The following is a 13,601-nucleotide window of genomic DNA, read 5'->3' on the forward strand; positions in this document are numbered from 1 at the left end:
TTTTTTTGTCCCCGATCCAGGGTTTCGTGCGGATGCCGGGTGGCGGTTGCGCCTTACCCGGCCTACAGAATTCACTATGCTCGAATCGAACCTTGGTCGAAGCTTCTTATCCTTCCCCGCATGGGAGAACCATGGGGCATTGTGCTTTTGGATAGTGCTAAAGAATCTGGAAGTGATGGTGGTGGGGGAAGGATTACTCAGCGCTTCGCGCTTCGCCCTTCGGGTCGTTGCCTGCGGCAACGCTTTCTCGCTACGCTCGAATCGAACCTTGGTCGAAGCTTCTCATCCTTCCCCGCACTGAAGAACCATGGGGCATTGTGCTTTGAGAGAGTGCTGTAGCATCTGGAAGTGATGGTGGTGGGGGAAGGATTACTCAGCGCTTCGCGCTTCGCCCTTCGGGTCGTTGCCTGCGGCAACGCTTTCTCGCTACGCTCGAATCGAACCTTGGTCGAAGCTTCTCATCCTTCCCCGCACTGAAGAACCATGGGGCATTGTGCTTTGAGAGAGTGCTGTAGCATCTGGAAGTGATGGTGGTGGGGGAAGGATTCGAACCTTCGAAGTCGATGACGGCAGATTTACAGTCTGCTCCCTTTGGCCGCTCGGGAACCCCACCAGGGGTAATTCATATTTTGAGGTAAAGCTGGAGATGGTGGTGGGGGAAGGATTCGAACCTTCGAAGTCGATGACGGCAGATTTACAGTCTGCTCCCTTTGGCCGCTCGGGAACCCCACCACGGGGTAATGCTTTTAACTGGCCTGCTTCGTGTTGGAAGCGGGGCGCATCATATCAAATGAGACGCCCCTGTAAAGCATTCCTTTAGGAAAATGAAGCTGTTTGCCTGCTTTTTATCCGCAAAGGCGTAAAGCTAATCAATTCATTTTCCGAGGGATTAAAGAATAATCGTTCTGTTGCCGTACACAAAGACGCGCTGGGCAAGTACCTGATACAGCGCACGGCTTAGTACGTTCTTCTCAACGTCACGGCCGGCACGCATCATATCTTCTGCCGTGTAGGTGTGATCCACGTGAATCACGTCCTGCATGATGATTGGGCCTTCATCCAGATTATCATTCACGTAGTGCGCGGTTGCGCCAATGATTTTCACCCCACGCTCGTATGCCTGGTGATACGGACGCGCGCCAATAAAGGCTGGCAGGAAGGAGTGGTGGATGTTGATAATCTTGTTCGGGAAGCGCGCCACGAAGGATGGCGTCAGCACGCGCATATATTTCGCCAGCACCACGTAGTCCGGGTTATGCGCTTCAATCGCAGCAGCCATCAGGTTGTCGTGCTCTTCACGGGTATGGCCTTCGTGACTGACCAGCTCAAACGGAATGTCGAAACGTTCTACCAGCGTACGCAGCGTCTCGTGGTTGCCAATGACGGCGGCAATTTCGACGTCCAGGCCACCGTAGTTGGCTTTCATCAGCAGATCGCCCAGGCAGTGCGCCTCTTTGGTGACCAGAATGACAATACGGCGACGGCCCGCCGGGTTCAGCTCGCGCACCGAGCCTTCCGGCAGGGCGCTGTCCAGATCGGCAAGCAGGGTTGTGTCGTTGAAAATGCCTTCCAGTTCGGTACGCATAAAGAAGCGACCGGTACGGTGGTCAACGAACTCGTTGTTCTGCACGATATTCAGTTCATGCTTGTAGCAAATGTTGGTAATTCGTGCGATCAGCCCTTTTTGATCGGGACAGATAGTGCGCAGAACTTTACGTTGTAATGATTGCATCGCCGGGAAATCCTGTTTATGTATTTGCGAAGTCTGAGTTGTCAGGCATTACTGCCGCAACACTTTTTAAATTTTTTTCCTGAACCACAGGGGCAGGGATCGTTACGACCGAATTGCGGACGTGTGCCGTCAATATAATACCATTGCCCGCTGTCCTTTAAGAACCGTGAGCGTTCAATGATGGCGCCGGGTTTGTTTTGTTCGCTAAAGCGGGCGACAAAACTGACATAGCCCTCGTTGGCATCGCGGCCGGGAGCGGCTTCAAAGACGGTGAGGCCCTGCCAGACGGTGTTGGCAAATCCGGCTTCAATCTCTTGGCGAAAATCGGCAGCATGGCAGGACGGATGCCAGGTTTTAATCAGGTAGTCTGCGTTTTTGATCACAAAAGCAGTATACCGCGAGCGCATAAGGTGTGACGGGTCTGGTGCAACCTGCTTGCCAGAAAGATATCGCTGGCAACATAGGCTATACTCCAGAGCGCTACCACAGGGGCAGAGTTGAGACACGATTCTCTTCCTGGAACAAAAAATAAGGCGTTAAACGCTTAAGGTAGCAATATGTTAACTGAGCAGGTGCGTTGACGCTATGTCGGGAATCCAGGGGAAGTAAAACAGGGCTAATGAGAAAGGTAAAAATTGGACTGGCGTTGGGCTCAGGTGCAGCCCGGGGTTGGTCACATATTGGCGTTATCAATACCTTAAACCAGATGGGGATTGACGTTGATATTGTCGCAGGATGTTCTATCGGGTCGCTGGTCGGATCCGCGTACGCCTGCGGTAAGCTCCCGGAGCTTGAAAGCTGGGTGCGCTCCTTCAGTTACTGGGATGTGCTGCGCCTGATGGATCTCTCCTGGCAGCGTGGCGGCCTGTTGCGCGGCGAACGCGTTTTCAATCAGTTTCGCAAGATAATGCCCCTCGCTGACTTCAGCCACTGCCAAATGCCTTTCGGGGCCGTTGCAACCAACCTCAGTACGGGCAGGGAGTTATGGCTCACCGAAGGGGATATTCATCTCGCCGTTCGTGCATCCTGTAGTATGCCTGGATTAATGGCGCCTGTGCCTCACAATGGCTACTGGCTCGTTGACGGTGGCGTAGTGAATCCTGTCCCTGTCTCTCTGACGCGCGCCATGGGGGCGGATATCGTCATTGCCGTGGATTTACAGCACGACGCTCACCTTATGCAGCAGGATTTGATGCCGGTTAATCTTCAGAGCGATGACACGGAAGAGGAGAAACTTGCCTGGCATGCTCGATTACGCGGCAGAATAGGGCGCCTGGCTGCCCGTCGCGCGGTGACCGCACCGAACGCCATTGAAATCATGACGACCTCTATTCAAATTCTTGAGAATCGCCTGAAGCGAAACCGTATGGCTGGCGATCCTCCGGATATTCTTATTCAACCCTATTGTCCACAAATCTCTACCCTTGATTTCCACCGGGCTGAGGCCGCCATAGCAGCGGGCTCGTTAGCCGTCGAAAAGAAAATAGATGAACTGTTGCCTTTTGTGCGTACAGCACGTTGAGCACTTTTTTGATTACTTCAGCAAAATCTGACAGGCGATAGTACCAATAGCATGCCACTATTGAGTAACTGTCAGCCAGGGGAGGAACCATGACACAGCCATTGGCCGGAAAACATATTTTGATAGTAGAAGACGAGCCCGTTTTCCGATCGCTACTGGATTCGTGGTTATCCTCACTGGGTGCAACCACGTCCCTTGCCGAAGATGGCGTCGAGGCACTGGAAAAAATGGCCAGCATGGCGCCGGATCTGATGATCTGCGATCTCGAGATGCCGCGCATGGACGGATTAATGCTGGTAGAAAACCTGCGTAATGAAGGTTATCAGACACCGATACTGGTGATCTCGGCCACCGAAAATATGGCGGATATTGCTAAGGCGTTGCGTTTAGGAGTGCAGGATATCCTGCTCAAACCGGTTAAAGATTTAAACCGTCTGCGCGAAACGGTGTTGGCCTGCCTGTATCCCAATATGTTTAATTCCCGGGTGGAAGAAGAAGAACGTCTTTTCCAGGACTGGGATGCTTTAGTCAGTAATCCTCTCGCGGCCGCGAAGTTGCTTCAGGAACTTCAGCCGCCGGTGCAGCAAAATATCTCTCATTGCAGAGTAAATTATCGCCAGCTGGTAGCGGCTGACCAGCCTGGACTGGTGCTGGATATTGCGCCGCTCTCGGATTCCGACCTCGCTTTTTATTGCCTGGATGTTACCCGAGCGGGAGATAACGGCGTTCTGGCGGCCTTATTACTCCGGGCGCTGTTTAATGGATTGCTACAGGAACAATTATCCCATCAGGGGCAACGACTTCCTGAGCTAGGCAGTTTACTAAAACAGGTCAACCAACTTTTTCGCCAGGCCAATTTACCGGGGCAGTTCCCGCTTCTGGTTGGCTATTATCACAGCGGGTTGAATAACCTTATTCTGGTGTCTGCGGGATTAAATGCCACACTGAATACTGGCGAACACCATATTCAGGTGAGTAACGGCGTGCCGTTGGGTACGCTGGGAAATACTTACCTTAATCAAATTAGCCATCGCTGCACCTCCTGGCAGTGCCAAATTTGGGGTGCCGGAGGGCGGTTACGCTTAATGTTGTCCACGGAGTAAGCAGTCAGATTTTATTTTTCAGATTGCTTTACCTGTGTTTTTGCTGGCAGTGCTACTATCGCTGCAAGTTTCATGCGTATTTGTCTTAATTGATCGGCAACGCGTTCTTTTCAGACCCGTATTAGTGGCTGAGACTGTATACTCAACGCGTTATTCAATGCATAAAAGTTCAAAACTTGAACAGTTCAGGAGAATTTCAATGGCTGCCCTTAATTCGAAAGTCAGAAAGGCCGTTATCCCGGTGGCGGGATTGGGTACCAGGATGTTGCCAGCGACGAAGGCAATCCCAAAAGAGATGCTGCCTCTGGTTGATAAGCCATTAATCCAGTATGTCGTGAATGAATGTATTGCAGCAGGTATCACCGAAATTGTGCTGGTGACGCATTCATCTAAAAACTCTATCGAAAACCATTTCGATACCAGTTTCGAACTCGAAGCAATGCTGGAAAAACGCGTTAAGCGCCAGCTGCTGGAGGAAGTGCAGTCTATTTGTCCTCCACACGTTACCATTATGCAGGTTCGTCAGGGCCTGGCGAAGGGCCTGGGGCATGCAGTATTGTGCGCACATCCTGTAGTGGGTGATGAGCCGGTCGCGGTTATTCTGCCTGATGTGATCCTTGATGAGTACGAGTCCGATCTTTCCCAGGAAAACCTGGCGGAAATGATTAAACGCTTCGACGAAACCGGCAGCAGCCAGATTATGGTTGAGCCAGTCGACGACGTGACCGCTTACGGCGTGGTTGACTGCAAAGGCGTTGACCTGCAACCTGGCGAAAGCGTACCGATGGTTGGCGTTGTTGAAAAACCTAAAGCGGACGTCGCGCCGTCTAACCTTGCTGTTGTTGGTCGTTACGTACTGAGCGCTGAAATTTGGGCGCTGCTGGCGAAAACGCCTCCTGGTGCGGGCGATGAAATCCAGCTGACGGATGCTATCGATATGCTGATCGAGAAAGAGACCGTGGAAGCCTACCATATGAAAGGTAAGAGCCATGACTGCGGGAATAAGCTCGGTTATATGCAGGCATTCGTCGAATATGGTATTCGCCATAACAGCCTGGGTGAAGAATTTAAAGCCTGGCTCAAAGGTAGCGTGGGTATAAAGTAATAAACTCACCAGCCTGTGAACAAGACCGGTGTGGCGTCGCCCACCGGTTTTTTTATGCCTGTCACTCTGTAATTGGCGGGGGATTGTCAAGGACGTTAAATACGGAGCCTCACAATATGACAGAATGTAAGGAGATGTTCGGGCGAATATTACAGGCATAAAAAATCCCGCATTAAGCGGGATTTTTCAGAATCTTTCCAGATTAATCCTTGATCAGGAAGTCATCCAGTTGTTTACCTTGTTCGTCCATTGCTTTCTTGATTACAGCAGGAGTACGGCCCTGGCCGGTCCAGGTTTTCTCTTCGCCGTTCTCATCGATGTAGCTATATTTAGCAGGACGTGCCGCGCGTTTTGCTTTGGTACCGGTTTTAGCCGCAGCCATGCTGTTCAGCAATTCGTTTGGATCGATACCATCGGCAATCAGCATTTCGCGATACTGTTGCAGTTTACGTGTACGTTCTTCGATTTCAGCCGCAGCTGCGCTTTCTTCTTCACGACGTTCGTTAACTACAACTTCTAATTTTTCGAGCATTTCTTCAAGCGTCTCAAGGGTACATTCTCTTGCCTGCGCACGAAGAGTACGGATGTTGTTCAGAATTTTAAGTGCTTCGCTCATTGTAGTAATCTCAAACTTATAATGGGGGTGGGTTTGTTGTCCTAATAATAGAGCCTTAATTTCACTTGTGCAATAGGTGGGAATGTAAGGAATTCAAAAAATACAAAATAAACGACGCTATTATTAATTACGCTAACTTAAATTTCATTGTTTGTTGGGGCTGCGAGATATCGTTTCAAACGGCAAAAGCGCGTCATTTGCATGTTTGTTTTGTGACTTTTACCTCAGGAATTATAGTTGCGGTTGATAAATATCAGCCTTTTGTATTACCACGTGTAAACGCAGCGAAGCCAGGAATAGTTAATAAATAGTGAATTTTAATGAACGAAGAAGACACTATAAAAAGAAGTGTTATCTCTGGTTGCGGTCTCACCTTATTGTCAGTGTTTAATGCCTTTACTGCCTGTTTTAACGCATTATTTTGCGCTACTCGCGAAGGATTTACGGGTGCATGGCAGGCTGGAGTGTGCTGCTCGCCGCTGATGACGGTACAAAATATGGTACAATGATCCATCGGGAATATTTCACATTGATTAGGGTTCTTCGGCCAATGGCACAACTTTATTTCTACTATTCGGCAATGAATGCAGGGAAATCGACGGCGTTACTGCAATCCTCATACAATTATCAGGAGCGGGGGATGCGTACCGTTGTTTATACCGCCGAAATCGACGATCGCTTTGGGGCAGGGAAGGTAAGCTCAAGAATAGGGCTTTCATCGCCTGCAAGGCTGTTTAACCCTGAAACGGACCTGCTGGAGGACATTCGTGTCGAGCATGCCTCTAAGCCTGTCCATTGCGTGCTGGTAGATGAAAGCCAGTTCCTGACCCGTGAGCAGGTCCATGCGCTTTCAGAGGTCGTTGATGAGCTGGATATTCCCGTTCTTTGCTATGGATTACGTACCGATTTTCGTGGGGAGTTATTTGCCGGCAGCCAGTATCTGCTCGCCTGGTCGGATAAGCTGGTTGAGCTGAAAACAATCTGCTTTTGTGGCCGCAAGGCAAGTATGGTTCTTCGCCTGGACCAGTCGGGTAAACCCTATGCTGATGGCGAGCAGGTGGTGATAGGAGGCAATGAACGTTATGTCTCGGTCTGCCGCAAGCATTATAAAGAGGCGCTGGCTGTAGGCTCGCTGACGGCGTTACAGGGCGACAATCGAAAATAACATGAATGTTTTACCGATCCTCAGATATAAAAAAACCCGCCGCTGGCGGGTTTTTTATCACACTGTCAACTAAGCGTTTTTCTTCGCTTTCTTTTCAGCCTTTACAACTGCGGGGATTTCAACTTTTACGGCTGCGACATCGCTTTCAGTGAAGTTACGACCGTAATAAGTATCCAGCAGGATCTGTTTCAGTTCGGAAATCAGTGGGTAGCGCGGGTTAGCACCAGTACACTGGTCATCGAATGCATCTTCAGACAGCTTATCTACGTGAGCGAGGAAGTCAGCTTCCTGAACGCCTGCTTCGCGGATAGATTTAGGAATACCCAGTTCCGCCTTCAGACTTTCCAGCCATGCCAGCAGTTTTTCGATCTTCGCGGCAGTACGGTCGCCCGGTGCGCTCAGACCCAGGTGATCTGCGATTTCAGCATAACGACGGCGCGCCTGTGGACGGTCATACTGGCTGAATGCAGTTTGCTTGGTAGGGTTATCGTTGGCGTTATAGCGGATAACGTTGCTGATCAACAGGGCGTTCGCCAGACCGTGAGGAATGTGGAACTGTGAACCCAGCTTGTGCGCCATAGAGTGACAGACACCCAGGAAGGCGTTAGCAAACGCGATGCCCGCGATTGTTGCCGCACTGTGTACACGTTCACGCGCAACAGGGTTTTTCGAACCTTCGTTGTAAGAAGCTGGCAGGTTTTCTTTCAGAAGTTTCAGCGCCTGCAAAGCCTGACCGTCAGAGAACTCAGAAGCCAGTACGGAAACGTAAGCTTCCAGAGCGTGAGTTACCGCATCCAGACCACCGAACGCACACAGTGATTTCGGCATTTCCATGACCAGGTTGGCGTCAACGATAGCCATATCTGGCGTCAGTGCGTAGTCAGCCAGCGGGTATTTCTGACCGGTTGCGTCATCAGTCACAACGGCAAATGGAGTCACTTCTGAACCAGTACCGGAAGTAGTGGTGACGGCGATCATTTTCGCTTTCACGCCCATTTTCGGGAACTTGTAGATACGTTTACGGATATCCATAAAGCGCAGCGCCAGTTCTTCGAAGTGAGTTTCCGGATGCTCGTACATCACCCACATAATTTTCGCGGCGTCCATTGGGGAACCGCCACCCAGTGCGATGATCACATCAGGTTTGAAGGAGTTCGCCAGTTCAGCACCTTTACGGACAACGCTCAGGGTTGGGTCAGCTTCAACTTCAAAGAAGACTTCAGTTTCGACGCCAGCCGCTTTCAGAACAGAGGTGATCTGGTCTGCATAGCCATTGTTGAACAGGAAACGGTCAGTCACGATGAGCGCACGTTTGTGGCCATCAGTAATCACTTCATCCAGCGCGATTGGCAGAGAGCCGCGGCGGAAGTAGATAGATTTCGGAAGTTTGTGCCACAACATGTTTTCAGCTCGCTTAGCAACGGTTTTCTTGTTGATCAGGTGTTTTGGACCAACGTTTTCAGAGATGGAGTTACCACCCCAGGAACCACAACCCAGAGTCAGGGAAGGTGCGAGTTTGAAGTTGTACAGATCACCGATACCACCCTGAGAAGCAGGGGTGTTGATCAGGATACGTGCCGTCTTCATCTTCTGACCGAAGTAAGCAACACGCTCAGGCTGGTTATCCTGATCGGTGTACAGGCAAGAGGTGTGGCCGATACCGCCCATTGCCACCAGTTTCTCTGCTTTTTCTACCGCGTCATCAAAATCTTTCGCACGGTACATTGCCAGCGTTGGGGAGAGTTTCTCGTGAGCAAACGGCTCACTTTCATCAACGACTTTCACTTCACCAATCAGAATTTTGGTGGTAGCAGGGACGCTAAAGCCAGCGAGTTCAGCAATTTTATACGCTGGCTGACCTACGATAGCTGCGTTCAGCGCGCCATTTTTCAGGATCACGTCCTGAACGGCTTTCAGTTCTTTACCTTGCAACAGGTAGCCGCCGTGGCTGGCGAAACGTTCACGAACGGCGTCGTATACCGAATCAACCACGACAACAGACTGTTCAGATGCGCAGATAACGCCGTTATCGAAGGTTTTAGACATCAGCACAGAAGCAACTGCACGCTTGATATCTGCCGTTTCGTCGATCACAACAGGGGTATTACCTGCGCCTACGCCGATGGCGGGTTTACCGGAGCTGTATGCTGCTTTAACCATACCAGGACCACCGGTCGCCAGAATCAGGTTAATGTCCGGGTGATGCATCAGAGCGTTGGACAGTTCAACAGAAGGTTGGTCGATCCAGCCGATCAGATCTTTTGGCGCACCCGCAGCAATGGCTGCCTGAAGCACGATATCTGCTGCTTTGTTGGTGGCGTCCTTCGCACGTGGATGCGGAGAGAAAATGATTGCGTTACGAGTCTTCAGACTGATGAGAGATTTGAAGATGGCGGTAGAGGTTGGGTTAGTGGTTGGAACGATACCGCAAATGATGCCGATCGGTTCTGCGATGGTGATGGTGCCGAAAGTATCGTCTTCTGACAGCACACCGCAGGTTTTCTCATCTTTATAGGCGTTGTAGATATACTCTGAAGCAAAGTGGTTTTTGATCACTTTATCTTCAACGATACCCATGCCGGATTCGGCAACGGCCATTTTAGCGAGAGGGATTCGAGCATCAGCAGCAGCCAGAGCGGCCGCGCGGAAGATTTTATCAACCTGTTCTTGGGTGAAATTGGCATATTCACGCTGGGCTTTTTTTACGCGCTCGACGAGGGCGTTCAGTTCAGCGATATTGGTAACAGCCATAATGCTCTCCTGATAATGTTTAAACTCTTTTAGTAAACCAGCGCTCGATACGTCTGACAGTATAGTCAGAGCCGATCCCACTTGCGTAACACACAGTAAAACAAAGGATTACTCACTGCTCCAGCTCACTAATTTACTAAAAGAGCCTTACCTTAGCATCATACCTTTTTGATAGGTGATCTCCCTGGCGGCGTAACCAAGATTACTCACTTCTGAGTACGAAAATTATGATCGAGATCAATTTTGTCCTAAGCTGATACCTTTCAGCAGGGTTATTTTGTGCTAATTATTCTACTGTTAAATAATTAAGTAACTATTGGAAGCGGCGATATCATTGATTACACAAATGTTTAACATCATGAATTGATAACGTTTAAGAACAGATTTCTGGTGAAGTGTGCGGCTAAAAAGCGTATCTTCAGCGCGGATTTATCATGACATGCAGTTTCTCCCTGGACATGCTCAATTGCGGAGCTTAATGTGATTCAAACGCTCTTTGATTTCCCTACATATTTCAAGTTTTTTATCGGCTTGTTTGCTCTGGTTAACCCGGTAGGGATCATCCCTGTCTTCATCAGTATGACCAGCTATCAGACGGCTGCGGCACGAAATAAAACCAACCTGACGGCAAACCTGTCGGTGGCGATCATCCTACTTACGTCTCTTTATCTCGGGGACGCCATTCTTCAGGTCTTCGGCATCTCGATTGATTCGTTCCGTATAGCAGGCGGGATCCTGGTGGTGACGATTGCCATGTCGATGATCAGCGGCAAGCTGGGGGAGGATAAACAGAACAAACAGGAAAAATCAGAGACAGCTATCCGCGAGAGCATTGGGGTTGTGCCACTGGCACTGCCGCTGATGGCGGGCCCGGGGGCGATCAGTTCCACCATTGTCTGGGGAACGCGCTACCACAGCCTGATGCACCTGATTGGCTTTTCCGTCGCCATTGCGCTGTTCGCGCTGTGCTGCTGGGGCGTATTTCGTATGGCGCCATGGCTGGTTCGCTTGCTGGGACAAACGGGCATCAACGTGATTACCCGTATCATGGGTCTGTTGTTAATGGCGTTGGGCATCGAATTTATCGTTACCGGTATAAAAAGTATTTTCCCCGGGTTAGTACACTGACTTTCATTTGAAAGAGCGGAGCCAGCGGCTCCGTTTTTTTTACGTGATTATCTGCAAATCATATAAATAAAGTTGAAATAGGCGCCAGTCATAATAAGTTCTACTAATAACCCTCTTTTGTTGTTTTTCAAGAGGTTGTTTATTTTCATTTCCCCTTGCCGCGCATAAATCCCTCAAACCCTCTGTTATTTTACTCACATGATACTCTGGGGCTTGCTGACAGATAACCGAAATGATATTAGTAATTTCGATGCTGACTCAGACGAATGTGCTAAATAATAATCAATTGTTAAATTATCGTGAAAATTCGTTCAACTAAGCCATGTCGTCGCGTTTGGAGCAACAAAATTTCTTATCTGTATGAATTACATCTCTTTTTGTTGATTTCGGCGTAAGCCAGGGTTAGCGCCTTAGTTATGCCAGCCATCGTAAAAGAGAAATGCTTAACAAATTTGCAAAATGTATTGGCGAGAGTTGGCACCATTTGGTACTTTCCGGCCTTATATTTTGCAGCATTAAACAAGTTAATGAGAACTATTTTCATATAGCCCTCACGTAAGATATCCAACGCATCTCTCTGACAGGGGAAAGGTGTAAAGAATCGACGCAAGACCGCCGTACGAGCGGTCAGTAATAATGAAGTCGGTGATAGCAAGAAGTAAAAAAGAACCTGACAGTAGCAAAAAAAAACTCCTGCGCTGTACAGGCCCCAACAGGGGATTACACAACTGGCGAAGGCCAGTCATTATAATGAGTGGAGTATCAACACAATGTCCATCATCACAAAAAAAAGTCTGGTAGCGGCGGGGATTTTAACTGCGCTAATCGCGGGCAACGCTGCAATGGCTGCGGACGTTCCTGCTGGTGTTCAGCTGGCTGAGAAGCAAACGCTGGTACGTAATAACGGTGCGGAAGTGCAGTCTCTTGATCCGCACAAAATTGAAGGTGTTCCAGAGTCTAACGTTAACCGCGATCTGTTTGAAGGTCTGCTGGTGACTGACGTAGACGGCCACCCGGCTCCGGGCGTGGCGGAAAAATGGGACAACAAAGATTTTAAAGTCTGGACCTTCCATCTGCGTAAAGATGCCAAATGGTCCGACGGTACGCCGGTTACCGCCGAAGATTTCGTCTATAGCTGGCAGCGTCTGGCGGATCCAAATACCGCCTCCCCGTATGCGAGTTACCTCCAGTATGGCCATATTGCCAATATCGATGACATCATCACGGGTAAAAAGCCAGTAACCGACCTGGGCGTAAAAGCCATCGATGCCAATACCTTTGAAGTGACGTTGAGCGAACCTGTTCCGTACTTCTATAAGCTGCTGGTTCACCCGTCCGTCTCCCCGGTACCAAAATCCGCGGTGGAAAAATTTGGTGAAAAATGGACGCAGCCTGCGAATATCGTGACCAACGGTGCATATAAGCTGAAGGACTGGGTCGTTAACGAACGTATGGTGCTGGAGCGCAACCCGCAGTATTGGGATAATGCGAAGACCGTTATCAATCAGGTCACCTACCTGCCAATCTCTTCTGAAGTGACGGACGTAAACCGCTACCGCAGTGGTGAAATCGACATGACCTATAACAACATGCCGATTGAACTGTTCCAGAAGCTGAAAAAAGAGATCCCGAAAGAAGTTCACGTCGATCCGTATCTGTGCACCTACTATTACGAAATTAACAACCAGAAAGCACCGTTCACCGACGTACGTGTTCGTACCGCACTGAAGCTGGCTCTGGATCGCGACATTATCGTGAATAAAGTGAAGAATCAGGGCGACCTGCCAGCTTACAGCTACACCCCGCCTTACACCGACGGTATGAAGCTGGTTGAACCTGAATGGTTCAAATGGTCCCAGGAAAAACGTAACGAAGAAGCGAAAAAACTGCTGGCTGAAGCTGGCTATACCGCCGACAAGCCGCTGACCTTTAGCCTGCTGTACAACACCTCTGATCTGCATAAAAAACTGGCTATTGCCGTCGCGTCTATCTGGAAGAAAAACCTCGGCGTGAACGTGAAGCTGGAAAACCAGGAATGGAAGACCTTCCTCGATACGCGCCACCAGGGAACCTTTGACGTGGCACGTGCAGGATGGTGTGCGGACTATAACGAACCGACCTCATTCCTGAACACCATGCTGAGCGACAGTTCGAACAACACCGCACACTATAAGAGCCCGGCGTTTGATAAGCTGATTGGCGAAACCCTGAAGGTGGCAGATGACGCCCAGCGCGCCGATCTGTACGCGAAATCAGAACAACAGCTCGATAAAGACTCTGCGATCGTTCCGGTTTACTACTACGTTAACGCCCGCCTGGTGAAACCATGGGTAGGGGGTTATACCGGTAAAGACCCGTTGGATAATATTTCCGTTAAGAATCTTTATATTATCAAGCATTAATGGCAATACGTGGGGCGAGCGAGCTTGCCCCACTGTGTCTATTTTGTAACATTCATCAGGCACACGCCAGAAGGTAC

At 49.7% G+C, this 13,601-nt stretch carries 10 protein-coding genes, 2 tRNA genes and 2 other RNA genes; 6 read left to right on the top strand and 8 right to left on the bottom strand.

What is annotated here, in order from left to right; translation table 11 throughout:
• Window positions 1-176: 176 nt before the first annotated feature.
• The 6 genes from SK53_RS22485 to SK53_RS04080 all read right to left on the bottom strand — a co-directional run bounded on the left by SK53_RS22485 (window position 177) and on the right by SK53_RS04080 (window position 2,238).
• Window positions 177-307: non-coding RNA, RtT sRNA (locus tag SK53_RS22485), on the bottom strand.
• Between the two features lie 45 nt (window positions 308-352).
• A non-coding RNA gene (locus SK53_RS22490) (RtT sRNA) lies at window positions 353-483 on the bottom strand.
• Between the two features lie 45 nt (window positions 484-528).
• Window positions 529-613, bottom strand: a tRNA-Tyr gene (locus SK53_RS04065).
• Between the two features lie 34 nt (window positions 614-647).
• Window positions 648-732 (bottom strand) — tRNA-Tyr (locus SK53_RS04070).
• Window positions 733-889: 157 nt separating this feature from the next.
• Window positions 890-1,732: a formyltetrahydrofolate deformylase gene (purU, locus tag SK53_RS04075; RefSeq protein WP_003856715.1), complete on the bottom strand. Its 843-nt coding sequence runs from the start codon at window positions 1,730-1,732 to the stop codon at window positions 890-892.
• Window positions 1,733-1,773: 41 nt separating this feature from the next.
• Window positions 1,774-2,238, bottom strand: coding sequence for a YchJ family protein (locus SK53_RS04080; protein WP_045333133.1), 465 nt, complete (start codon window positions 2,236-2,238; stop codon window positions 1,774-1,776).
• Window positions 2,239-2,351: 113 nt separating this feature from the next.
• Here SK53_RS04080 and rssA point away from each other — a divergent pair, with 113 nt between their 5' ends.
• From rssA to galU, 3 genes are all read left to right on the top strand, one after another.
• Window positions 2,352-3,254 (top strand): patatin-like phospholipase RssA, encoded by a 903-nt coding sequence (rssA, locus tag SK53_RS04085; protein ID WP_045333132.1) that lies wholly within the window; start codon window positions 2,352-2,354, stop codon window positions 3,252-3,254.
• A gap of 89 nt (window positions 3,255-3,343) precedes the next feature.
• Complete coding sequence (gene rssB, locus SK53_RS04090) at window positions 3,344-4,357, top strand: two-component system response regulator RssB (protein WP_003856721.1); 1,014 nt, start codon at window positions 3,344-3,346, stop codon at window positions 4,355-4,357.
• Between the two features lie 199 nt (window positions 4,358-4,556).
• A complete protein-coding gene (gene galU, locus SK53_RS04095; protein WP_003856723.1) occupies window positions 4,557-5,462 on the top strand; it encodes a UTP--glucose-1-phosphate uridylyltransferase GalU in 906 nt (301 codons plus the stop codon).
• Window positions 5,463-5,664: 202 nt separating this feature from the next.
• Here galU and hns read toward each other — a convergent pair whose 3' ends face one another.
• Window positions 5,665-6,078, bottom strand: coding sequence for a histone-like nucleoid-structuring protein H-NS (hns, locus tag SK53_RS04100; protein WP_003856724.1), 414 nt, complete (start codon window positions 6,076-6,078; stop codon window positions 5,665-5,667).
• 550 nt (window positions 6,079-6,628) lie between these two features.
• On the opposite strand from hns, the gene tdk reads away from it, so the two are divergent.
• Window positions 6,629-7,243, top strand: a complete 615-nt coding sequence (gene tdk / locus SK53_RS04105; protein WP_032634550.1) for a thymidine kinase — start codon at window positions 6,629-6,631, stop codon at window positions 7,241-7,243.
• Window positions 7,244-7,312: 69 nt separating this feature from the next.
• Here the strand turns inward: tdk and adhE are convergent, their stop codons facing one another.
• Complete coding sequence (gene adhE / locus SK53_RS04110) at window positions 7,313-9,994, bottom strand: bifunctional acetaldehyde-CoA/alcohol dehydrogenase (protein WP_022651362.1); 2,682 nt, start codon at window positions 9,992-9,994, stop codon at window positions 7,313-7,315.
• Window positions 9,995-10,474: 480 nt separating this feature from the next.
• Between adhE and SK53_RS04115 the strand changes: the two genes are divergently transcribed.
• Entirely contained in the window at window positions 10,475-11,122 is a 648-nt protein-coding gene (locus tag SK53_RS04115) for a YchE family NAAT transporter (RefSeq protein ID WP_017384236.1), read from the top strand.
• A 770-nt stretch (window positions 11,123-11,892) separates the two neighbouring features.
• Complete coding sequence (oppA, locus tag SK53_RS04125; RefSeq protein ID WP_003856736.1) at window positions 11,893-13,524, top strand: oligopeptide ABC transporter substrate-binding protein OppA; 1,632 nt, start codon at window positions 11,893-11,895, stop codon at window positions 13,522-13,524.
• The last annotated feature ends 77 nt before the right edge of the window (window positions 13,525-13,601 follow it).

The sequence above is a fragment of the Enterobacter sp. MGH119 genome (assembly GCF_001037675.1).
In the GTDB taxonomy this organism is placed as follows: domain Bacteria; phylum Pseudomonadota; class Gammaproteobacteria; order Enterobacterales; family Enterobacteriaceae; genus Enterobacter; species Enterobacter hormaechei_C.

What these genes read in the sequence shown, in the direction of transcription:
- purU (WP_003856715.1), bottom strand. Translation starts at nt 1,732, where the DNA reads ATGCAATCATTACAACGTAAAGTTCTGCGCACTATCTGTCCCGATCAA.
- rssA (WP_045333132.1), top strand. Translation starts at nt 2,352, where the DNA reads ATGAGAAAGGTAAAAATTGGACTGGCGTTGGGCTCAGGTGCAGCCCGG.
- rssB (WP_003856721.1), top strand. Translation starts at nt 3,344, where the DNA reads ATGACACAGCCATTGGCCGGAAAACATATTTTGATAGTAGAAGACGAG.
- galU (WP_003856723.1), top strand. Translation starts at nt 4,557, where the DNA reads ATGGCTGCCCTTAATTCGAAAGTCAGAAAGGCCGTTATCCCGGTGGCG.
- hns (WP_003856724.1), bottom strand. Translation starts at nt 6,078, where the DNA reads ATGAGCGAAGCACTTAAAATTCTGAACAACATCCGTACTCTTCGTGCG.
- tdk (WP_032634550.1), top strand. Translation starts at nt 6,629, where the DNA reads ATGGCACAACTTTATTTCTACTATTCGGCAATGAATGCAGGGAAATCG.
- adhE (WP_022651362.1), bottom strand. Translation starts at nt 9,994, where the DNA reads ATGGCTGTTACCAATATCGCTGAACTGAACGCCCTCGTCGAGCGCGTA.
- oppA (WP_003856736.1), top strand. Translation starts at nt 11,893, where the DNA reads ATGTCCATCATCACAAAAAAAAGTCTGGTAGCGGCGGGGATTTTAACT.